This is a genomic window from Mesorhizobium sp. WSM4845 (assembly GCF_055811455.1).
Map to the genome: position 1 here is coordinate 21,958 of NZ_JBVVQA010000044.1, position 21,487 is coordinate 43,444.

A 21,487-nucleotide genomic window follows, 5' to 3' on the forward strand; every position below is an offset into this window, starting at 1 on the left:
GCACCCCAACACCGGTCCATGCGGCCGAGCTTCGGGGTGACATCAGGTACCTGGGCGAGCGCCTGCTTCTGAGGCAAATCGCCGAACAACTGGTCGAGCCTTGCACTCAGAGTTTTGGCATCGATGTCGCCGACAACCGCCACGTGCAGCCCCTCGCGGGCGAAAGCGGCCTTGTGGAAGGCGCTTAGATCGGCGGGCGTTATGCGGGCCAGGCTTTCCTTGGTGCCCTCGGGCGGCCTCGAATACGGATGCGCGCCGTAGAGCCTGCGCTGGCCGAAGAGTCCTGCAAAGACGGAGGTGGATTTTGAGTGCGACAGTGTTGGCGAAAAACACCGCCATGCATCCCTGCCGATCGCGTGAGGTTCGCGCTCGTTGGCAATAATGCCGGAGAGAAGCTGAGCGCGGATTCGGTCAAAGGGTTCCTGATCGAAGCGGGGCCTGTTCAACGCGAGCCTGATGAGATCGAAAGCGGCGTCCTGGCGCTGGGAAAGCATGCGCACTGAGCCATAGATGCCGTCAGGCCGTGCGTGGAAGCTCATCTCAGCGCCGGCATCATCGAGCCGCACCTGAAAGGTGTCGCCGCCGTGATCGCCTGCGCCCTCGTCGAACAAGCCGGTCATCAAATTGGCAAGCCCCTCCTTACCGGCCGGGTCTTGGCTGGTGCCGCCGTCAAACACGAACTGGAGCGTGACGATCGGCAGCTTATGGTCTTCCACCAGCCAGGCGGTGATCCCCTTTTCAGATTTCACCTCCTGGATGTTCGCCGCAGCACGGGCGGTACACGCTGGCAGGGTGAGGAAGAAAATAGCAAGGGAAAGGACGGCCAGCAAGGTGACGAGGCGCACGGCCCTCCCTTCTCCAACGGGAGAGGGCAATGCTTGTGCAATGGCGCTGCGGAGTTGGTTTCGGGTCAATTGTCCTTGGGCAAGAGATAAATAGTGCTCGAATGGTCGGACACGAGATAACGGGCGGCAACGGCCTTAACCTGATCGGCCGTGACCTTGCGGATGCGGTCCGGCCATTCCTCGACATCCCTGACGCTGCCGCCGGTGGCGAGCGTCGCGCCGTAGATGTTGGCCATCGAATCCTGCTTGTCGCGGGCGAAGATCATCGAGCGGACGAAACGATCCTTGGCCTTCTCCAACTCGCCCGATGTGACGCCGTCCTTGGCGATGCGGGCGACCTCGGCCTCGGCCGCCGCCTCGACATCGGCCAGCTTGGCGTCGCCGCGCGGCGCGCCATAGACGGTGAAGTTGGTGGCATCGAGCATGGTGCCCTGGAAGAAAGCGCCGGCCGCGTCGGCGATGCCTTGCTTGACGACAAGCTGCTGGTGGAGCCGGCTGCGGCTACCGCCGCCGAGGATCTCCGCCAGCAGGGCCAGCGCTTCCGCTTCGCCCGGCTTCGCAGTGTGATAGGAGGGAGCCACCCATAGCGTCGAAAAATTTGGCACGCTGGCACGCGCGTCGGTGAGCGTCACCGTGCGCCTGGTGTTCTGCTCGGGTTCGACTGGACGGATGCGCAGCGGCAGGTCTGGACCACGCGCAATCTTGCCATAGGTCTTTTCGGCCAGCGCCTTGACCACCTCCGGCTCGACATCGCCGGCCACTACCAGCACGGCGTTGTTGGGCGTGTAATACTTGTCGTAGAAAGCCTTGGCGTCGGCGCGGTTCAGCTTTTCCATCTTCTGCATCCAGCCGATCACCGGAATGCGATAGGGCTGGTTCGGCCAGAGTGTCGCATCGACCTCCTCGCCGAGCACTGCCTGCGGATTGCTATCGATGCGCGAGCGGCGTTCCTCGAGGATCACGTCGCGCTCGGTGGCGATGACATTGTCGGTCAAGACGAGGTTGCGCATGCGATCGGCCTCGAAATCCATCATCTGCTCGAGCGCCTGCGGCACCACCGTCTCGTAAAAGGCAGTGTAGTCATAAGAGGTGAAAGCGTTTTTCGAACCGCGGATGGCGGAGACGGCGCGGTCGAACGCGCCAGCCGCGTGATTGGTCGTCGCCTTGAACATCAGATGCTCGAAGAAATGGGCGATGCCGGACTTGCCCGGCGGCTCATCCGCGCTGCCGATCTTGTACCACACCATATGAGTGACGATCGGGGCCCGGCGATCGGGGATGACAACGACCTCCATGCCGTTGTCGAGCAGGAAATTCGTTGCCTTGATGTCATCGGTGGCCGCCAGAACCGGAGCGGCGGTGGTCACAAACGACAGCGCGGTCGCAAAAAGTGTCCCGCGCAGCCAACCAGACCGAAGATTTATCGATGGCTCCGGTTTTGAATGCGTCGTGGAAAGGTGGGGCGGCATTTTTTGGTGGGGGATCATGGGACGACTCTCCTGGCTTCGTATGTGTTTGCGATGACCACGCACGCACCGTGCCAAATGAGAAAACCGTTTCGGCTATGTGATTAATCGGACTCTGTGTGTTGCGTATCCGACATTGTCGGACATCTGACACCGCCGTATGGGAAGAGCTTGCCGCTTGAAAGGCGGCTAGGTGAACTACCCGTCGGCGAGCGACGAATATGGAGGCGTTAGCGCGCGCCCGTAGTCGCTGGGTCGTCAGCGTACCTTGCTCACATCGGTAGATCGCAGATCCCGTGATAGGACTCTAAAACCAGCGATAAATGCGGTTCTGCAATTTTTTCCGGAGCGTTGCAGGCATCGCTTGTCTTTTGGGCCATTCCGAGCGCCAGCGCGGGAGATGCTTCGGGCGACAGGCGGTCATGAGCCTTGCGAGCCGCTTTGCGATTTGGCCGGGCTTTTGCAATTTTCGCTTTTGCTGCCCCTGAAATCTCGGTATGAAGCGGACTGGCTTATGGCCTGCCCACGTTGAAATGGTTACAAGGAATACGATTATGGCGACGCGGGAAGACGCCCATCCTTGATGCCGACGATGCGCGTGTGCTCCTCGACAGCATCGACACGAGCACACTCCTCGGCCAACGCGACCGGGCGCTCATCGCTTTAATGGTCTTCGCCTTCTCACGCATAGGCGCGGCCACGAAAATGAAAGTGGGTAACGTGTTTGTCCGGCAGAGCCGTCTTTGGGTGCGGCTGCACGAGAAAGGAGGCAAGGAGCATGAAAACCCCTGCCATCACACCTTGGAAGCGGCGCTCGAAGCCTGGCTCGATGCAAGCGGCTTGCGCGACGATCCCAAAGCGGCCTTGTTTCCAAGCTGTTCGCGGCGGATGGCCCGCGATGACACCACATGGATCAGGACCGGAAAGGCCATTACACAGCCTGCCGCCTACCAGATGATACGCCGAAGGGCGAATGAGGCGAAGCTTGGCGACAGGAAGATCGGTAACCACAGCATGCGCGGCACCGGCATTACCGCCTATCTCAATAATGGAGGCACCCTGGAAAAGGCGCGCGACATGGCGAACCATTCCACTACCACCACGACGCAGCTCTATGATCGCCGCAGCGATGACGTGACACTCGAGTAGGTCGAGCGGATTCTGATTTGATCGGGACCCCTTGACGGTTCGAGTCCGCTTGCCCCGCACCATTTTCACTCTGCAATCTGCTTGACTTCGGCACGAAAAATGTTGGAGTTCTTGATTTATGCGGTTCAAACGCTCCGAAGGATTCACTCACTCTGAAAAGGTTCTCGCCGGCCTGTGCGAAGGAGCTTCACCGTCACGGGCTTGCCCTGGACCGGCAGATCCTGAAGGCTGCGGTTGGACCAGCCATGCCGTCTTCGGCTTCGCCGGCCACAATCGGGGCAAATGCCGATCGCTGGTCCGGCAGCGGAAACAACCCAACTGTGATCATCAGTGAGCGCGAGACCCAGAATTCTGACCCCTGGGCCGAGCGACCATTTCGATTTCGTTCGCATGCCCGCCCATAGCGATAGCGTCGCTAACAGCGGATGAACCACACAAATTGAGGAAGACCCCGGTTAAGTGCCAAGCGACAAGGGGTCTATTGGCCCACTGGAAGCGGCGGGCACACCTCGGCCCCAAGACGCACCGATCCATCACGGCCACCGATACCCTTATAGTGATCAAGTATTTGCGCCTTGCACCGCCTCAAGTAGTGATATGTGCAGGTGGTCATTCATCCGGTGACTTGGGGGAATGCCGTCAAGCCTTCTGCGTCGCCCAAACGTCCGGTGATTGGTGCTCCGAGACCGAAGTTTGGATCCGAGACTAATCGCTGCGCGACAATCACGTTGTCGCTCTCTAGGAGACGGGATGATGAGGGGCATTGATGGTTGGGGCAAGGCGCCCATCTCGGGATACAGCGTCAACGAAGGTGATAGCCCCGACGAATTACCCGCTGGACCGGCTGTTGGCCTTGAAGGAGTCGGCCAAACATCCTGTCCTGTCATGGAGCAGACGCGCTCTGAGCCGCAAGAGTCAAGCGCTTCCTCCTCTCGGAAGGAGCAGCGAACCGATGGTGTCCTTCCCCTGGCGCCGGAGTTACTCGGTGAGATTGTTGAGCGGCTCAGCCCGATCGATCTGCTGATGGCGTCGCAGACAAATCACCAGCTGGGTCAAGCGGGGGCCAGCGACAGCAACGAGTGTTCGAATCTTGCGTGCCCCGTTGATTCGCAGCAGGACGTTACGCCGAATGGTGGCAAAAGCTCCGTCCCTGCAGAGAAACGTACGCCGTCAATGCCCAAACGCCTTTCGCAACTGATTAAGAAATTCAAGGCCCCACTATTAGTACCGCGGCGTCCTTTGGCAACACCAGTTCTGCAATATGACAGAAGCCCTGGATCAGTAGATAACTTTAGATCGTCGGATGAGTTTGATTTTCCAAAAAGTTGCAATGCAACAGGCTGGAAGGACCTGCATGTGTCTGGCAGCGCCAGTATTGCTTCCATCGAACAAGTTAGTAGGTTGAACCCATCGCCGGAGAGCCCAGTAATTGTACTTGACGTCCGGGAGAGTCCCATGCGATCGTCGGCGGTTTTCCGGGGACCTGGCGGGTGCCCAATAACTGGGCTAATGTTGGCAAATCGCGCGAAGAAGTTCTAGCGGATGAACGCGATAGGATACATGGGCTAAAGGGGCAAGATACAGTGCAGATACTTCACCGCAAAGACGTTAAGAATAAGGTTAAAAATCCGCGCTCAGTGACCTTGAATGCGCCGCGAATCTTTAGCGAAGAAGAAGTTGTAAGAACGGCGGGTGCAAAATATGTGCGTTTGATGGTGTCCGACCATCTCGGTCCGCGAGCAGAGGATGTTGATGCGTTTATTGAAATGGAGCGGGGCATGGCGGCTCGCGAGAAGCTGCATGTGCACTGTGGTGTGGGTCAGGGCCGTACGGGCATCTTTATCGCGATGCACGACATGCTGCGCAATTCCTCAAGGGTGTCGTTTGAGGAAATCATAAATAGGCAGCTCGCGTTTAACCCTGGCCGAGCATTGAATTTCTACAAGAACGTCGCCCACGAAGAACGTTCAGACTTTCGCAATGATCGGCTGGAATTCATTTCGCTCTTCTACAAATATTCCAAAGCAAATTCCAATGGACAACCCTTGTTATGGTCCGAATGGCTTGACCTCCATAGCCCCGAAGGGACCGACAACGAACGGTACTCGTTAACATATTAGGCAGCAGAAACCGCTCGTGCACCTGGTGATGGGTCGCTAGTGATTTTAGCTTTCTGCCGACGAGGGCGTAGCTGCGCGGATCTGCTGAAACTGCATCGGCTGACGATGGCCGTGTTCAATGAGGGAGCGCGCGGCCAAGTCGAAGATCTCTTCAACTTGGCGGACCTTGTGACCGTGCCCCGTCGAAATAGTACACATCACTTGCTGATCGATTGTTCATGGACGCTTCCGCACGGTCTGCACCGCTCGTCGGCGGCAGGACCCAATGTCTATCCATTGCGCGCTTCATCGCGGCGTCCAACTCGGCTGTGCTCTTCAGCGCGGGGTCCAACTCGTCGGTCGGGTACGGGGGCATTTGCGCCTCGTTGATCCAGCCGAAGCCGAGGTATCGGAAGTGGTCCGCCGGCACCGTGACCCGGCTTTTGTCCAATTTCCGAACGAAGTCCGCCGACCAATCATGGATCGTATATGCTTCAATTTTATCCATCATTGGCCGCCAGCGTTGGATGCGCTCTTCGCGCGGCATGTTGGCCGCTCTTGAAATCGCGGTCGCGATCTCGTCGGGGCGGTTCGGATCCACCAGCAGCGCTTCGTTGTGGTTGAAGTCTTCGGCCGCACCCGCAAACTTCGACAGCACCAAAACGCCGGGATCTTCCGGATCTTGCGCAGCGACATATTCTTTCGCTACCAGATTCATGCCGTCACGCAGGGGCGTTACGACGCAAATATGCGCGGCGCGATAGAGACCTGCCAACTGAGCCTGGCTGAAAGCATCATTCTCGTAGAGGATCGGCCGCCACTCGTCCGTGCCATGCTCGTCATTGACACGTTTGACCAGGCTCTCAACGTTGCGCTTATAACTTTTATAGGCTTCGATTTCCGTGCGGGAGGGATTGGCGATCTGCAGGAGCACGATGCTGCGCGGCTCGGTTGCCAAGACCTGATCGAAGGCTTCGACCCGCGCTTCGATACCCTTCGTGTAGTCGAGCCGATCGACCCCGATTGCAAGCTTCGCGCCTTTGAGTTTCTTCTGCAAGGACGAGATATAGGGGTCCTGTTTCGTAAGCGACTCGGAAGCATGCTGTGCGAACTGCTTCGGATCGATACCGATCGGAAATTTCTGACATCGCGTTCGGCCGCGCTCCGAGACCACAACGCCATCCTTGCTTTTCAGCCCCAGATGGGAACGCAGATAGGCAAGGAAATTATCCAAGTCCCAGTTGGTTTGAAACCCGAGTAGATCGTACCCGAGCATCGATTTCACGAGTTCGCGATGGTTAGGCACCCGCTCCATAATGTCAGGCGTCGGCCATGGCGTATGTAGGAAGAAGCCGATCGGCCAGTCGATGCCGAGCTTATGCACATCAACGCCGAGCAGGAGGAAATGATAATCATGAACCCAGACCGCGTCCGAATCCCTCAAGTCGAATAGCGCGCGCGCCATGAAGGCGTTGATCTCGCGATAGCTTTTAAAATGCTCTTCCGAGCCCTGGATCCGGTCGGGCAGCGAGTGCAACGCTGGCCACAGCGTCGAGTTCGCAAAACCCTGGTAGAAACCAGGATAGTGTGCGGCCGGAAGATCGAGCCTCGCCACATGGCCTTCGCCATGCTGCGCGAGGTCCAAGGGGCGCTGATTGTCATCGCCTAAGTTGCCCGACGACCCCATCCAGACGGCGCCGGAACGTTCCACGAGGGGCTCGAGAGCCGCGGCTAGCCCGCCCGTCTTGGGTCGATAGGGGTCAAAAGTTGAAACGCGGTTCGAAACGACGACAAGCTGTGGTTGCTGGGTTGCCTCACCGATATGGTCCTCTTGCTGGGCAGAGCTAGGACCAGGGAAAGGATCTGCATGGAATTCTCGTTCACAATGCTGTGCTGACTCGCGCAGATGCTGGTCAAAGGCTGCGTGTTGCGTGGCTGAGGCTGCCGCGTGAACAGTGTTATTGATCCTATCCATCTTCCATCTCCGTCGTAAGCGCCTTGCTGATCTCCTGTGCGTCTTAACTCTTGATTCCGCCCGCCTTGCATAGGCGTTGACGGCGAGCAGTTCCTGGTGAGGACGAAGAGTTCTTGCGCAATTGCTTGATCACGTTGTTCTCCGAAGATGGCTTCCTGAGCACCTACGATGATTATCCCGCCTCGGAATCGAGAACGCTCGGAATGTCGTCGATGAGCGCAGGCCAGCGGGCGACGCACCGCAACCTACCGCAGAAGACCGTCGCCCCAAGTCATAGCTCCCGCGGCCATGTACACGGCATGCAGCGGTGCAGACAAGACGATCAGCGCAATCCGGGCGCCGACCTGGGAAGGCATCAACAAAGTACTGCTTGCCAGCGCCAGGCGAGAGAAGTTGGAAGCGCCAAAATCCTCCAATCTAGCCGGATGTTCAGTTGATTTTCTGGGACACTCCCTTCAGGGCATCGTAAAGCAATTTGATAATATCGGATTCCAAACTTAGACTCAGGGTCCATTGCTGAGCGAGGTATTGAAGTTTAATAAGATCGGCCGGGTTGTCCGCTTTCACGGATGCCATGAAGCCGTTAAGATTTCTTTCTGCTTCAACAGTGGCATTGCCGAGGCTGCTATCGATACTGCTTACGGAAAGGTTATTACCAGAAATAGGCGACATGATTATCTCCAAGATAGCGGAATTTCTTTATCGCGATACGCCATCTATATTGCATTGATCACTTCTGTAGCCGCGCCTATCGCGTCGGCTATGACCGCCAAAACTTCGAATTCCTGCCTCGAAACGCCAGCATCCATTTCACGTTTCAACGATTGCCGGCAGGTATCGAATTCCCTCTCTAGGGCGGCTTTCTTTGCACCGTCAAAATCCCTTAGCAGCTGTCTCTGCAACTCAAACATGGCTATGACTTCGCTCACCCTTTTTCCTCCTCCACCATCCAATTCGGCTTGCTCGGATAAGGAACATGCCTCTCATCCCCGCCGATGCGCACTGAAATTCCGCCTCGGTCTATAGCAACGATCTGGCCCAAGCTCTCGAGATTGTCGCCGATCTTCAGGCGCGTTCCATTCTCAACGACGATGAACGGCGTTCGGCCTAGGTGTACACCTCTGGGCGCCGGCAATATTACCGTCGTGAACTGTGTCTCAAGCGGGATGTAGGGTGCGAACTTCTGCTGAAAGCGAGAAGCAACCTTCTGCCACCCTTCAAAAGCAAGCGGAGTCAGAGCCCCCGAAACGAGCACGCCGTCTGCCTTCGTCAAGATGTGAATGGAGCGCCGCAGTTGCGCCGTCATCGCGGTCTCTAGAAAAACGCGAGCGCCGTCGGGTGTCACGATCGCGTTTTCAACTTCGGTTAGCCCCGGAATGTCCTGCCGCAGGCGATGAAGCGCTGCTTCGACCTTCGCATCGCTTGGCCCATATCCTGTTATCGCGATCTCCCCGGCGCCGATCAAGCGGACGCTGCCCTCAATTCCGAAGCCGCTTATGACCGTCGTCACGAGATCGATGAGCTGCGATTCCGATAGAGTGGTCGGTGGTTTGGATATCACTTCCGCCTCAAGGCCGGCGTTGTTCAGGGCGGCTTGTAGTTCAGCATCGTCTCCAGGTCGGAAGTCTCCTTCGATGACCAGTCTGTCATCAACCCGGGCAATCTCGACGTTTCGAGCGACATTCAATTCGCGAATGATTTGTTGCATGGTCCTCATCGGGTCAGTGGCCGGAGACACTTGTGAGGCGGAGGGGGGAACTCGCCCTATGGCGGCCCAAAACACGGCGACAGGCATGATCAGGAGAGCGCAAGCTACCGCCCCGAGCCGTAGTCGCCGCGGTATCGAGCCTGCCATGAGATGTATCAGTCGGCCGATCAAGGCCGGCGCCAGCTCGGGAGGGGCTAGCGGCGCGGAAGTGTCCTGCTCCCTGTTTCCTATGGAGTCCGCCTCGGGAAAGCTGCTCCCGGCCGGCCCGATCCCAAAAATCGTCCGCCCGACCTTTACCGGTGTTAGCGGATCGAGCACCGTCAAGTTACCTACCGGGAGGTCTTTGGTCCCGATGCGAACCCCCGGTGCGAAGGCAATAATATGGATGCGTCCCGCCTCGACGGTAATGCGAAGATGTGTGGCAGCCAGTTCTGGATCAGCGAAGGTGAGGTCGTCGGTATCACTGGCACCGATCAGCCACATTCCTTCCTCGAGCGGGGTCTCTGCACCCCGGTTGGGACCGGACAGCACGCGTAGGCTCAGCTTGGCATCATCGCTAGCCAGACTAACGTATCCCATGTTGGCACCTCTCACGACAGCGATATCCTTGCCAGCGGCTGTACGGAGATTTCGGGGGTAAGTTCCTGATAGGAGAGCACGGGTAGCCCGTAGAGATCGACTTCGATGATCTTGCGCAAGTATCGGCGGATGTCGATAGAGGTCAGTAGCACAGGCTTGTGCGGTTGCTGGCCGACATTGCCGATCGCATCCCGCACCTTCTCAATGATTTGCCGCGTGGTGCCAGGGTCGAGGGCGAGATAACTGCCGGCGGAAGTCTGCCGAATGGCATTACGCAGCGTGTCTTCCACTTCCGGCGTAAGAATGTAGGCTGGCAACAGGGTCCTGCCGACAGAATGCCGGAAACAGATTTGCCTTTTCAATGCACAGCGCACATGCTCAGTGAGCAGAACTGTGTCTTTTTCCTTCGGTCCCCATTCGACCAGCGCGGTGAGGATAGCGCGCATGTTGCGCAGCGAGACCTCCTCGGAAACCAATCGCTTCAAGATCTCAGAAATCGTCTGCAGAGGAACGGTCCGCAGCACCTCTTTTACGAGTTCCGGGAAAGATCTTTCCACTTGATTCAGCAGAATTTTTGTTTCCTGGATTCCGATAAACTCACCTGCTTGCCGACGCAGGACATGACCAATGTGGTAGCTGAGGATCTGAACCGGTTCAAAAAATGGGATATTGGCGGCTTGCAACGACTCGCGATGTGTGATGTCCACCCACGTGGTCTCGATCTGAGGCAGGAATGGCTTATCGAGAACATACGGAATGCCCACGAGGTCGAGGTTCTCGGGGATATCACGAGCCAGAAGGTGCTGCGCCCGTAACGATCCTTCACCACATGGAATTTCATTTACATTGATCGTGTACGCGCCATCCTTGTTGCTGTCGCTGACACGCAGATTAATGCCTGGAAAGGGAACGCCGAGATCGAGAAGGAGCGCCTGCCGCACAGCGCCCAACTCCTTGTTCAGCCAGTCTGGCCGGACGATGCTCTGAACGTCTCGACCAATGTCGAGCATCAGAGGAACTGTGAGCGTGATGGCATCGCAGCCTCCGCCGCTCCGTTCAGCCGGCCCGTCCGACGCCGTCACGGGCGCCCTGACACCGGCGACCGAGTAGGGACTCGACGGTGCTGAAAGCGGCCGTCTGCGCTGCAACAACCAGCCACCGCCTCCAGCCAATACTGCCAAGATCACGAAAATTGCCGTAGGAAAGCCAGGTACCAAAGAGAACAGAATTAGAATGAAGGATCCTGCGATCAGGGCACGTGGTTGGGCTGTGACTTCGTCTCCAATCTCACTGCCGAGATCTGAGCCCTTATCCCTGTCGCTTATCCTCGTGACGATGAAGCCTGCCGTGATTGAGGTGAAGAGAGCCGGGATCTGACCGACGAGCCCGTCGCCGATAGTCAGGATGGTGTAAATCTCGAGCGCTTCGTACAAGCCCAGGCCCTTTTGCAGGGCACCAATCGCAATACCGCCTATGATGTTCACGAAGATGCTGATCAAGCCTGCGATTGCGTCACCTTTGATGAACTTCATCGCACCGTCCATCGCGGCGTACAATTGGCTCTCGCGCTCGATGGCGATGCGGCGCCGACGGGCTTCTTGAATATCGATGCCGCCGGCACGCAGGTCGCCGTCGATGCTCATTTGCTTGCCCGGCATCGCATCCAGCGAGAAGCGTGCGGCGACTTCAGCCACGCGCTCGGACCCCTTGGTGATGACCACGAACTGCACGATGGTGATGATCAAGAAAGTAACCGCGCCCACAACGAGATTCCCAGCTACCACGAAATCGCCGAAAGTCTTGATGATCTGGCCGGCGTCTGAGTGCAGTAAGATCATGCGTGTCGCAGCGATACCGAGGGACAACCGAAAGAGCGTAGTCAGCAAAAGCACCGACGGGAAGGTGACGAAAGCGAGGGGTGACTTAATATAGACTGCCACCATAAGCAGGAGCGCGGAAATCCCAAGATTGAGAGCTTGAAGCACATCCATCAGGATGGCCGGCAGCGGAATGATCATCATAAAGATGATGGCAACCAATAGCCCCGCCAGAATAATGTCGTTCCGGCCAGTCGCAACTGCCAGGACCTTGTTGAGAAAATTCACGCTGTCCGTCCCGGCGACCCACCCGGCACGGCCGTCTGTGTCAGCAGTATTGTGGCCATTCGCTGACAGGCTCTCGCCTCGGATCTGAGACCCAGTTTCCAATAAGCCTTGAGCCGCACCTGCAATATCCGGAATCGCTCCTCATCGCTCAGCGGGTGCAAAAGAAGCCGACCCGCCTCGGCAGCGGCCTCCTCGCAGTCTCCCGCTCGTAGCAATACCAGACAGCGTGCATGCCGTGCCCAACCCCATGCGGGGTCGAGATGCTCGAGGGCGAGCAGAAGCTTGGCTGCATCGTGAAGAAGGCCAAACTTGATGTAGAGATACGCTAGCACTGATAGCGCATCGCGCTTGTCGGGACTGATAAACGGTTCCCTCATCAGATTTATCCTCGCATCAAAGCACGGCAGGCGTTTTCGAAAAAAAACGGTCGCATTGCGCCCGATCGAGCACCGAGAGCGCGTCGCACAGCACGGCACGATCTAGGCCTCCCGTTTGCGCAGCCAGATCGGCCAGCGATGCATGTGCGGCCTTAAGCGTCAAGGCGTATGTCGGCGCCTCGAGAATTCCGCGATTCGCGATCGGAGGCGCAAAGGCGGCCATCATCAGGTCATCGACGGTGGGGGCGTCGTATAGGAGATCAAATTGCAAAGTCGACCGAGCATCGGCTATGAGGCCTGTTCGCCGCAGTTCCGTCGATCCGGAGACGGTTGGAGCAGAATAATTCAAGCTGCCGGAATCGATGCGAATCATTGGTCACCGCGCTGCGGCATCAATTTCGTCGACGAGCCGTACGAGAACCTGCGCCGCGGTTTCTAGCGTTGGAAGATCAACGCTGTTTTCAGCTATGCTGATGAGCAGGACCAGCAGCGCCTCGCCGTAAAAGGCGACGTTCACCATGTGCGGCAGTATACGATCCGGGTGTACCGCTTTGAGAGCTGCCGCGGCGATCCCCTTGCGGTGAAGCGGCATGGCGCGCGTTAAGTACATTGCGACAGAGCCATCGCGACACTCCATGTGGAGATCACCCGATCGTTCAAAACGCAGCGTCAATGGGGGCGCCTGCGGTGGAAGTCCCATCGCCGAGCAAAAAGCCCGAATAGAAGCATGGGCGCTCATGCACTCTCTTCCTGTTCAATGCGGATGTCCATCGCTTCCTCTATCGCCCGCAACGTCGATTCTCTTGCCTCCAAGTCGCGGTAGACTCCCACCGGAATCATCGCGAGAAGATCTCGAGAGTCACGCAGTACGGCAATCTGCATATCAAGGTGAACGAGAGGGATTCCTAGCCGTTCGGGAATGGGAATGACCTTCGACGGGCCAGGAACGGTATCCTCCACCAGCGGCAACAATTGCCGCATCACGCCGGTAGCGGTGATGTCGATGATATTTCGCCGCCGTATCCGTTCGACCATTTTTTGGCAGCACTCGTGCACGGTATCCAGCACTCGCAGCGCCGATAATCCGCTGAGGATCTCCCAGAGCCGAGCCGGCTCGACCGACGGGCCAGCCGAGGCGATGTCCTCGCCGAGCGCACGCGTAAGAAAGGCGACATGCCGAGCAAAGCCCTCGACTCCAAACTTGCTCAGAATCTCCTTATAAAGCCGGAGCGGTCCTGGATCGCTGGAGACCGTGGCCCGATAGAAATCACGCAGCTCTGCAGCGAGCCTCTGATCACCCGCCGCTACTTCAGACGCCACCACTGAAATATTGAGGCCGGCACGAACAGCCACCCCTTGCTTGGCCATGAGTTGGGCCTTGGCACCATCCGTCCGTACGGCAAGCTGGTCGAGCCCCTCGCGTCGCAACTCTCGCGCCGCCAGATCGAGGGCCGCATAGGCATAAGAGGGGTCAGCGAACCGCCGGCATACCTTTCGGAGTATGTCCTGCACGGCAGAATCGTCGCTGCGGATATCGCGCAACAGCCCCGGCAACTCGGTACGGTCGAAATAAGGGAGACGTTCAAAATAGGCATCAATCTCATGGACCGCGCTGAGCGACGGCGCTAAGCGCTCCTCCAAGATTTTGCGCTCAGCTAGCGCCTTTGACTCGATCGCCTCGGAAAACCCGAAAGTGCGCTCTTCTCTTGCCTGTTCCAAGAGGGTCGAGTGTGTAGGCCCCGCCAGGCGAACAACTTCACCGCGCCATGAGCCCACCTGCACCGGGACCGGCTCGATCGCCATCCGATCAGAGCAAAGGCGCGAAGGGGCCGTTTCGAATACTGTCCCATCAGACATTACTTCGGCTCCGTGCGGTCTTACGGCGGTTCGCCTGGGGCGTCCCGCCAACGTCTATGGGCAGTGCACTGCAGATTGCGGCGCACGGGCTTCCTCGCGGGCCGACTTGCCGGTCCGCGGCTTGGCGGATCCGCATGTTTCCCACCATTTAAGGCTTCGTGCCCGCTCCTGTCGAAGCAACTTCTGGGCAGCGCCCATCGAGGCGAACTGTGTCAGTGGGCTATGTTCTTTCGGTCGCGCCAAAGGGATATCGGTCCATACCTATTATAACGTCGCGACATGCCTAACAAATATCAAACCGATATGAGTACATACAAAATGCATATAGGACTCAACAGACAAATCAGCCCGCAATAAATCTTGTATCGGAGGCCAGCTGACACATTAAATAGCGCGACCGATCGCCGGGCCGGGTCTCCAGATTTACCGGGAAGCCGAAGAAGTTTGGCGAGAGGTTCGAGTAGATGTGTAATATATTCGTCTACTGGACTCGTCCTTCAGCAGGGTAAAGTCCGGAAACTGCTGGACAAATCTGGGCTCGTTTGCCGCTGCTTTCTTGTCGAGGTCGTTTCGGGCCTCGTACTCCTGATCGAGTTCCTGCCTGACGACGGTCAACTGTCGGCGGTCGGAGTCGGTGATCCTTATTGCCCGCCACTGCTCGGCAGCTCGGATCATGGCGCCGAACATGAGCTTGATAACGAGCTTCTCACCGAAGCATTGGGAATGATTTTTAGCCTGCGCCGCTCCTCGACGAACAGACGTTCCAGAAGATTCGTGGTCCTGATGGCGCGCGGTGAGTGATCGGCATTCTCAGATGCGCGATTGCCGCTTCGAAGTTGTCTATGAAGCAGACGACCGCGCTCGGCAGCTCGGCCTCGTGGTCCTTCACCAGACCGGCAGCGAGATCGCGGGCAATGTAGTAGTCCCGCCCGACCGCATCCCGGCTTTCCCCCTCCAGTGCTTCCTCCACGACTAGGCGGGTCGCAAGCTTCATCAGATCCGAGCGACCAGCCGGTGTGGAAGACGCCCTTCAATAGGTCGGAAAGGGATTGGCGCGTGCGCATCGATGCCGGTATTCTCGTCGTCATGGGTGCCTCCAATGCTGGTGCCGGCACCCCGGCATGGGCTCCTGATCCTCAGCAAAGGATGTACCCCGCCCTCAATTTCCAGCAAGTTTAGGACGTCAGCCTTCAGCAGCGTGTGTGCAGCGGATTGTTTCGCCTCACTGGCATAGTGGTAGCCAACATCATCGATCATATGCTGCGCCAGATCGGTACGATGGTACTGATCACGGAGGAGTACGCTTCCGACAGTAATAAATCGCCACGCAACATACGTCGGATGGTATCACGACGGTCCCCTGCGCGACCGGTTGGTCATGCCTTTGGTGAGCAACTCCATATGGAGTTGTTTGCGTTTTGCTATGACCAGGGGGGCACCGGTACTCTCCTTGTATTCTCGCTTCGCCTCATACTTCGACATCATGTTTTTCTTCGTGAATTGCCGACGCTGAAACGCAAAGTCCGCAATTGCCACCGTGAGAAAACTCAATCCCGCATAGATGGCGATACTGAGCAGCAGGCTACCTGTCACCCCCCTTAGGCAGGAGATCCCGCAACTCGGCGTCTCGACGAGCGCATGCATCCCTTCGCGCAGCACGAGCAGCAGAACCGAGACGAGTACCAAAATCTTTCCGATTGATTTGCCCAATTCCATGAAATTCCTCAGCGAGACGATCCTCTTGACGTTCTCACGGGGACTTAGCTTCTTCAGCGCTGGCGAGGTCGCCTCGGGCGAGAACATCGGGCCATTCTGTAATATGTTGGCACCCACGCCGATGACCAGAACGATGCCGATGAAGGGCGCGAGCATGCGTTGTAGTTCGGCAACATAGGACTGCAGGAGCTTTTGAGTGACACTCAGGAGATCACCTTGGAGAAGCGGTACAGGTAGCAGGATCATCGCCTCGAGCCGGTCTATCATGCCGGATAAGGAGGCGTAGAACAGAGAAAAGAATGCGATAGTCAGTGCCGCGGAAACGACTTCACGGCTGTGCGCCACCTGCCCCTTCCTGCGCAGGTCGCGCAGCCTTTTGGGTGTAGGCTTTTCGGTCTTTTCGGCGCTCATGACAACCATGTGGCGATGAGGTTGAATATCGCGACCGGTGATGGCACGCGTTTATCAGCCTCGGCCAGAATGATCGTGAGCGAGAGGACTAAAACCAGGAGGGCCACCGCACTCTTAACAGACATGGCGACAAAAAAGACCTGCAGTTGCGGTGCAATGCGGCCGATCAGCGCCAGACCCATTTCGCTAAGGAACATAACAACGATAGCTGGACCGGCGAGGAGTAAAGTCAGTAGCATGACGACATCTGCGAGATGCAGAACCCCCGTGGCGAATGCCGGACCGAATGCAGGATGCAAGCTCCACAAAGGCCAGACCTCATGCGAGCGATAGAGCGCTTCGACCAATGCGGAAAAGCCGCCGGTGGCAAATAGCAATGTGACGAAGAGCTGGGCGAACAGCGTTCCAAGCGGCGAGACATGATTGCCGCTCGCCGGGTTCAAGAGGCTCACCATTGCGGCGCCCCTCTGGTTGTCAATGAAGGTGCCCGCCGCCTCAACACCCCAGATGGTCGCGGCAATTGGCATGCCGAGTACGAGGCCAAGCAAGAGTTCCTTCAGCCCCAGGCCCAGGATCAGCTTCAGATCCCAGGTATCGAGGCTCGCAGGCCTAGTTGCCCAAGCATGCGCCATCACCGGGACGCTCAATGCTGTGATCGCGCCGTTCCGCGCCAGTCCGGTCACAATGCTGCGCCCCAGAATGGGTATAATCAGCATCATGCCCGTCGTACGCGTCGTCGCGAGCGCAAAGACGACAAGGGCAGTATGCAAGAGAGACGGATCAAGCAGCGACATGAGACGGACCTTACATCGCTCCGATATTGTTGAAGACGTTTAGCGTATACTGGTACAGCTCCTGACCGATCCAGCTCCCAGTTGTCATCAAAACCAGGCTCACGCATATCAGTTTCACCGCGAACGGAAGTGTCTGCTCTTGAACTAGGGTCAGGGCCTGCACCAAGCTGACGACCAGCCCGACCCCCGTCGCGACAAGGATCGTGGGCATCGACAGAACCAGAGTCAGTTTCAGGGCTTCGACGGCGATGTTGGCCAGAGTGGCGGTACTCATCATGCTGGTCCCGCATAGGACAAGACTAGACCGTGGATCAGGCGCTGCCATCCGTTCACAGCGACGAACAAGAACAGCTTGAAGGGCAGGGAGATCGTCATCGGCGAAACCATCATCATACCCATCGCCAGAAGAATATTCGAAATGACGAGGTCGATGACGATGAAGGGCAGGAACAGCAGAAAACCTATCTTGAACGCGTCCGCTAACTCGGATGTTATGAATGCCGGGACCAAAATCATAACATCGCTGTCGGTTACCGCATCGGCGTCCCGTTTGTTCCATAGTTCACGGGTCGCATTGGCGAAGAATTGTCGTTCCTGTTGCGACGTGTTCTTTAGGAGAAAATCGCGAAAGGGCTCTATAGCTAGCGGTATCGTTTCGACGAGCCCACGGAAATCTTCGAACGCGATCTCCTTGTGGCGCACGGCTTCATATGCCTTGTTGGCCGCTGGCTGCATGATATATACGGAGAGCAGGATGGCGACCGCATTCATTGCCATGTTCGGCGGAATGTTCTGAACGCCGAGGGCATTTCGGATCAGCCCGAACACGACAACGAGCTTGACGTACGACGTGACGGTGATCGCAAGGAAAGGGACAACTGCCATCGCGCCGATCAAGGCGATCATCGTAGCGGGATCGGGCAACCCGGTGTTCATGACTCGGCGCGTGGTAGGCGTATGTCTACGACACGCACACCTGTCCGATCGGCGATGCGCACCAACTCGCCCGCAGCGACTACCTGGCCATTGACTCGCAAAGCGACATTGGTCGTCGCGTCGAAACCAAGATCCAATACCTGGCCCACAGCGAGTTCACGAAGCTGCTTGAGCGACATGGTCAGGTGTCCGACCTCCACATCGACCGGCAGGTCGATGCTGTCGAAGGTTTCCGGAGGGAGAGAGTCTGATTTATCCATCATGTGGTCCACTGCTGAAAGGACTGCAAGGCGGGCATCCATTATCGAGACGCGGAATCGTGTGTTGCCAAAGAGACACATCAGAACGGTCATCGTTCCGTCACGAGCGACCGGTGAGGCGTCGAGCAAAATGACGTCGCCCGGTGCGATTGACTGTAGTTCCGCCAAAGTAAGGTTCAAACGAGCGACTCTTAGATCGATAGAGAGGGCCAGATCGTCGAGGATTGCGGACACGACCGGCAGCGCATCGCAGCAGCAGCAGGTGATCCATTCGAGTCCGCCGGCATCGAATTCTACTAGGCCGAGGAATTTTTCTGGACCGTCCAAGCGAACAAGCCCAATGGCGTAGGGCAGCACTTCGGTGATCTCGGAAGAAGACCAGATGGGCCGCTGACCGCACCATCGTTCCACCTGAATCGCCACATCGCGTAGCACGATGTCGAACAGAATTTCCCGCAAGCCGTGGTCCAATGGCAGCGCCGTGATGTCCGGCCAGTGTGTCACCGCCATGGACGGAAGGAGAATCGGGTCGATCGCGATGCGGAGATCGTGGCCGTGTAGGCGTACCATCAACCGGCGGCAATCCGCCGGAACACGCGGTGGTGTCGAACCGGGAATGACGGCTGCCACGTTGATGCCAGCGAGGCTGAAAGGGGCCGGCAAGCGGGCTGCAAGACGCGAAATGGTGGCGGCCTCTCGTGAACTATAGCAAGGCAGATCAATCACGTGCCCCTCCATATGGAAGAACTCGCTCGAGCCAGCGAGACGGTCGGTTGTGCCGCCCAGGAAATGGAGCTTTGTTGACGGGTTGGGCGCCTGGCTGCTGCTTCGAGCGACTCAAGCTCGTGACTGCCGAGACCCTTGCGGGGTGCGTCGTCGAGTGACTCACACTCTTTGAAATTCCGCTCGTTGAGCGTTTGCGAGAACCGCTCATCGTCCCCAAGGTGAGGTCCCGCGGCGGCGCGGTAGCCCGCCCCGCAGGTGGGGTGGAACAGACACTGTTTGTGACGGCCGAATCGGCGACCAACGATGCGGACGACAGTCGCAATGGAACAGCTCAGCCCAAAACACATCGTCAAAGATCTCTGAAATCGGCAAGCTGCCTAGTGATTCGTGCTTTTCGGACAAGCTGTTGATGCAAGCCTTTCGGGCTCCCCATGAAATCGCTCCCGTCATGGCGACGGATATCCCGAAATCACTCCACTCGCTGGGGAAGGGGCATCCGCTCAATGGTCGAACTGTCGTTTACATCCAATCTACTCAACGTGGGCCAGAAGCAAATATCATGTCGATATGGGATCATCTCCAATTCTTATGAATGAGATCTGACTACATCCACCCTGAGTGGCCTTGATAGGCAGTAGCGCCCAAGAAGTCGTGCCGAGGCGTTCAAAGCGACGGCGCCGCGCAAGTTGCTGGTCGTGCTGAGCGCCTCTGAGGTGGTCAGCGCAGTGAACGCGACGAGGAACCCGGTCGCTCTGATGCCACAGACGCGGTGGGCTTACGCGCCACGGGGCGCGTATCAGGTAACAGAAATCGATAGCAGCCGGATCACCATTCGCATTGAGCCGGGCGATGGCGGCGAGGACCGCCATGGGTTGGCGTCGCCGCAGCTGCTGGTTGCTGGCGACTTTACGCGTCCCCTGTGCTTGACCAAGGCGGAGCAATCGCTATTTGCCCGGAGCAATGCGCGCGTCATAAGGCCTGACACAGAAGCGCACACATAACGCTCCACAAGAGGACGCCGCTCACAGGCCATAGCTGAAACCAGCTCGTGGGTTCGTGGCTAAAATCGCTTGATCGCCTTGAAAACGGTGCCAAAGACATACCGCTTGGATTACTCGCCTCTCGACAACTTCTAAATCGGGACGCGCTCCCATTCGGCGGGCAGCGCTTCACTAAAGCGCTTTTCTACCTGCGCGGCGAGCAGGGCACTTGCCGCCTCAGCGGCGGAGGTGAGCGGCATGTGGGCGGATGACGTGAGGCATGCCGTCAGATGAATTGGCGGATCGATGACGACAGGCCTCAGACCTTCGTAGCCTGGAATGCCCGAGAAATCCCTCTTGGGAACGATCCCACTTCCTACGCCGGCTTTGACCAAGGAGAGCACGCTGCAGAACGTGTCGACCTCTGCCACGCAGTTCGGTATCACTCCGGCCGCTCTAAACGCCCGGTCCAGTGCGTCGCGGATCGTATGCGGCTGCGCTGGCAGCACAAGGGGAATTGCCGCTAGCGTCTTGAGGGACACGGATGTTGCGGCATTTTCTGCCTTGGCAGGCCGGATCAGATAGAGGCGCTGGCGGAACAGCGGTTTGCGGGAAACACCAAGGGTGGGTGTGTCCTCGAAGACCATGCAAACGTCAAGCGCGTGCGATTCCATGAGCGGCCTGATGCGGAGAAAATCACCAGTAACCAAGCTCAGGGTTACTTTGGGGAGTGCCGTCCTGCAGGCGGCCACCAAGGGGGCGGCGAGGGAGACGGCGAGCGTCGAAGACATGCCGAGCCCAACTGGACCTTCTGGCTCTCCCTCCGTGGAGCGAACGATGCCGGGCAGTCGCTCTAGCCGCTGCAAGATGAAGACGGCCTCCCGATAGAAGGCCTTTCCCACTTGAGTGGGGCAAACGCCGCGTGCGCTGCGGTGCAACAGGGTGGCGCCGAGCCTGGCTTCGAGGCCAGCGATCTGTTGGCTGAGGGCTGGCTGGGCCACATGGATGGTGGCCGCTGCCCGGCAGAAGCTCCCAGCATCGACGATGCTCACGAAATAGCGGAGGTGGCGTAGTTGCATGGATAGCCTTGACAAATTTGAAGAGACGTAGTTTGCGCCTGATGCCGCTTGTGGCAGTGGCGACATCATCTGTGTTTTGAAAGAGGCCGAAAGTGACGCCATTTTGCCTCTGATGTTGATGGGCTAATCGCCAGCGGGCTGCTTTGCGATCCGCGGCAACGTACTTCGCGACAAGATTTTATAGGCGCGCTCCAGGCGCGCGAATATAGGCGCGCTCCAGGCGCGCGAATAAAGAGTGAAGTTCAATGCACTTGGACATCACGTTGCCATATTGTGGACTGGGACACCTAAAACCAATCTTTTCGTGCTGCGATAAAGCACGCCGCAAGATCCGGGCCAAGTTGCGCAGCCGAAAATAGGTGCTCGTTTTTGGCGAGCGTTGGTTGCCTTCCCAACAGATTGGCGGACTATTGACATTCGGCATG

General features: G+C 57.8%; 18 protein-coding genes and 3 pseudogenes. 2 read left to right on the plus strand and 19 right to left on the minus strand.

Annotated elements, in window-relative coordinates:
• Positions 1–20: 20 nt before the first annotated feature.
• Positions 21–914 (minus strand): annotated as a pseudogene (locus AC0L2C_RS31315) (M16 family metallopeptidase); the annotation flags it as partial.
• Positions 911–2,314, minus strand: coding sequence for a M16 family metallopeptidase (locus tag AC0L2C_RS31320; protein WP_473525250.1), 1,404 nt, complete (start codon positions 2,312–2,314; stop codon positions 911–913). The gene AC0L2C_RS31320 and the pseudogene AC0L2C_RS31315, both read right to left, overlap by 4 nt.
• Before the next feature lie 525 nt (positions 2,315–2,839).
• On the opposite strand from AC0L2C_RS31320, the gene AC0L2C_RS31325 reads away from it, so the two are divergent.
• On the plus strand, positions 2,840–3,460 hold the full coding sequence (locus AC0L2C_RS31325; protein ID WP_473525231.1) for a tyrosine-type recombinase/integrase: 621 nt from the start codon (positions 2,840–2,842) through the stop codon (positions 3,458–3,460).
• Between the two features lie 179 nt (positions 3,461–3,639).
• On the opposite strand, the pseudogene AC0L2C_RS31330 reads toward AC0L2C_RS31325, so the two are convergent.
• Positions 3,640–3,852, minus strand: a pseudogene (locus AC0L2C_RS31330) (transposase family protein); the annotation flags it as partial.
• Positions 3,853–4,920: 1,068 nt separating this feature from the next.
• On the opposite strand from AC0L2C_RS31330, the gene AC0L2C_RS31335 reads away from it, so the two are divergent.
• Positions 4,921–5,580, plus strand: a complete 660-nt coding sequence (locus tag AC0L2C_RS31335) for a phosphatase domain-containing putative toxin (RefSeq protein WP_473525251.1) — start codon at positions 4,921–4,923, stop codon at positions 5,578–5,580.
• A 151-nt stretch (positions 5,581–5,731) separates the two neighbouring features.
• Here the strand turns inward: AC0L2C_RS31335 and AC0L2C_RS31340 are convergent, their stop codons facing one another.
• From AC0L2C_RS31340 to AC0L2C_RS31415, 16 genes and pseudogenes are all read right to left on the minus strand, one after another.
• The gene (locus AC0L2C_RS31340) at positions 5,732–7,534 is read right to left on the minus strand and encodes an alpha,alpha-trehalose-phosphate synthase (UDP-forming) (protein WP_473525232.1); all 1,803 of its coding nucleotides are present in this window, start codon (positions 7,532–7,534) and stop codon (positions 5,732–5,734) included.
• A gap of 429 nt (positions 7,535–7,963) precedes the next feature.
• Positions 7,964–8,206, minus strand: a complete 243-nt coding sequence (locus AC0L2C_RS31345; protein WP_473525233.1) for an EscF/YscF/HrpA family type III secretion system needle major subunit — start codon at positions 8,204–8,206, stop codon at positions 7,964–7,966.
• A 44-nt stretch (positions 8,207–8,250) separates the two neighbouring features.
• A complete protein-coding gene (locus tag AC0L2C_RS31350; protein ID WP_473525234.1) occupies positions 8,251–8,463 on the minus strand; it encodes an EscE/YscE/SsaE family type III secretion system needle protein co-chaperone in 213 nt (70 codons plus the stop codon).
• Positions 8,460–9,821, minus strand: coding sequence for a type III secretion system inner membrane ring subunit SctD (sctD, locus tag AC0L2C_RS31355; RefSeq protein ID WP_473525252.1), 1,362 nt, complete (start codon positions 9,819–9,821; stop codon positions 8,460–8,462). The genes AC0L2C_RS31350 and sctD overlap by 4 nt, the downstream gene beginning before the upstream one ends.
• Before the next feature lie 11 nt (positions 9,822–9,832).
• Positions 9,833–11,926 (minus strand): type III secretion system export apparatus subunit SctV, encoded by a 2,094-nt coding sequence (gene sctV, locus AC0L2C_RS31360; protein ID WP_473525235.1) that lies wholly within the window; start codon positions 11,924–11,926, stop codon positions 9,833–9,835.
• A gap of 393 nt (positions 11,927–12,319) precedes the next feature.
• The gene (gene sctX, locus AC0L2C_RS31365; RefSeq protein WP_473525236.1) at positions 12,320–12,676 is read right to left on the minus strand and encodes a type III secretion apparatus assembly protein SctX; all 357 of its coding nucleotides are present in this window, start codon (positions 12,674–12,676) and stop codon (positions 12,320–12,322) included.
• A gap of 3 nt (positions 12,677–12,679) precedes the next feature.
• Positions 12,680–13,042, minus strand: coding sequence for a hypothetical protein (locus AC0L2C_RS31370; RefSeq protein ID WP_473525237.1), 363 nt, complete (start codon positions 13,040–13,042; stop codon positions 12,680–12,682).
• Entirely contained in the window at positions 13,039–14,160 is a 1,122-nt protein-coding gene (sctW, locus tag AC0L2C_RS31375; RefSeq protein WP_473525238.1) for a type III secretion system gatekeeper subunit SctW, read from the minus strand. The genes AC0L2C_RS31370 and sctW overlap by 4 nt, the downstream gene beginning before the upstream one ends.
• Positions 14,161–14,691: 531 nt before the next feature.
• Positions 14,692–15,076, minus strand: a pseudogene (locus AC0L2C_RS31380) (transposase); the annotation flags it as partial.
• A gap of 77 nt (positions 15,077–15,153) precedes the next feature.
• Positions 15,154–15,417, minus strand: coding sequence for a hypothetical protein (locus tag AC0L2C_RS31385; protein WP_473525239.1), 264 nt, complete (start codon positions 15,415–15,417; stop codon positions 15,154–15,156).
• A gap of 90 nt (positions 15,418–15,507) precedes the next feature.
• Positions 15,508–16,287, minus strand: a complete 780-nt coding sequence (locus tag AC0L2C_RS31390) for an EscU/YscU/HrcU family type III secretion system export apparatus switch protein (RefSeq protein WP_473525240.1) — start codon at positions 16,285–16,287, stop codon at positions 15,508–15,510.
• The gene (gene sctT, locus AC0L2C_RS31395) at positions 16,284–17,081 is read right to left on the minus strand and encodes a type III secretion system export apparatus subunit SctT (protein WP_473525241.1); all 798 of its coding nucleotides are present in this window, start codon (positions 17,079–17,081) and stop codon (positions 16,284–16,286) included. The genes AC0L2C_RS31390 and sctT overlap by 4 nt, the downstream gene beginning before the upstream one ends.
• 10 nt (positions 17,082–17,091) lie before the next feature.
• Positions 17,092–17,358, minus strand: a complete 267-nt coding sequence (gene sctS / locus AC0L2C_RS31400; RefSeq protein ID WP_473525242.1) for a type III secretion system export apparatus subunit SctS — start codon at positions 17,356–17,358, stop codon at positions 17,092–17,094.
• The gene (gene sctR, locus AC0L2C_RS31405) at positions 17,355–18,017 is read right to left on the minus strand and encodes a type III secretion system export apparatus subunit SctR (RefSeq protein WP_473525243.1); all 663 of its coding nucleotides are present in this window, start codon (positions 18,015–18,017) and stop codon (positions 17,355–17,357) included. Before sctR ends, sctS begins: the two co-directional genes overlap by 4 nt.
• Entirely contained in the window at positions 18,014–19,003 is a 990-nt protein-coding gene (gene sctQ, locus AC0L2C_RS31410; protein WP_473525244.1) for a type III secretion system cytoplasmic ring protein SctQ, read from the minus strand. The genes sctR and sctQ overlap by 4 nt, the downstream gene beginning before the upstream one ends.
• A gap of 1,132 nt (positions 19,004–20,135) precedes the next feature.
• A complete protein-coding gene (locus tag AC0L2C_RS31415) occupies positions 20,136–21,164 on the minus strand; it encodes a LysR substrate-binding domain-containing protein (protein WP_473525245.1) in 1,029 nt (342 codons plus the stop codon).
• Positions 21,165–21,487: the final 323 nt, after the last annotated feature.

Coding starts and splice junctions, on each gene's coding strand:
- AC0L2C_RS31320 (WP_473525250.1), bottom strand. CDS start 2,314: ATGCCGCCCCACCTTTCCACGACGCATTCAAAACCGGAGCCATCGATA.
- AC0L2C_RS31340 (WP_473525232.1), bottom strand. CDS start 7,534: ATGGATAGGATCAATAACACTGTTCACGCGGCAGCCTCAGCCACGCAA.
- AC0L2C_RS31345 (WP_473525233.1), bottom strand. CDS start 8,206: ATGTCGCCTATTTCTGGTAATAACCTTTCCGTAAGCAGTATCGATAGC.
- sctD (WP_473525252.1), bottom strand. CDS start 9,821: ATGGGATACGTTAGTCTGGCTAGCGATGATGCCAAGCTGAGCCTACGC.
- sctX (WP_473525236.1), bottom strand. CDS start 12,676: ATGATTCGCATCGATTCCGGCAGCTTGAATTATTCTGCTCCAACCGTC.
- AC0L2C_RS31370 (WP_473525237.1), bottom strand. CDS start 13,042: ATGAGCGCCCATGCTTCTATTCGGGCTTTTTGCTCGGCGATGGGACTT.
- sctW (WP_473525238.1), bottom strand. CDS start 14,160: ATGTCTGATGGGACAGTATTCGAAACGGCCCCTTCGCGCCTTTGCTCT.
- AC0L2C_RS31385 (WP_473525239.1), bottom strand. CDS start 15,417: ATGATCGATGATGTTGGCTACCACTATGCCAGTGAGGCGAAACAATCC.
- AC0L2C_RS31390 (WP_473525240.1), bottom strand. CDS start 16,287: ATGAGCGCCGAAAAGACCGAAAAGCCTACACCCAAAAGGCTGCGCGAC.
- sctT (WP_473525241.1), bottom strand. CDS start 17,081: ATGTCGCTGCTTGATCCGTCTCTCTTGCATACTGCCCTTGTCGTCTTT.
- sctS (WP_473525242.1), bottom strand. CDS start 17,358: ATGATGAGTACCGCCACTCTGGCCAACATCGCCGTCGAAGCCCTGAAA.
- sctR (WP_473525243.1), bottom strand. CDS start 18,017: ATGAACACCGGGTTGCCCGATCCCGCTACGATGATCGCCTTGATCGGC.
- AC0L2C_RS31415 (WP_473525245.1), bottom strand. CDS start 21,164: ATGGCGTCACTTTCGGCCTCTTTCAAAACACAGATGATGTCGCCACTG.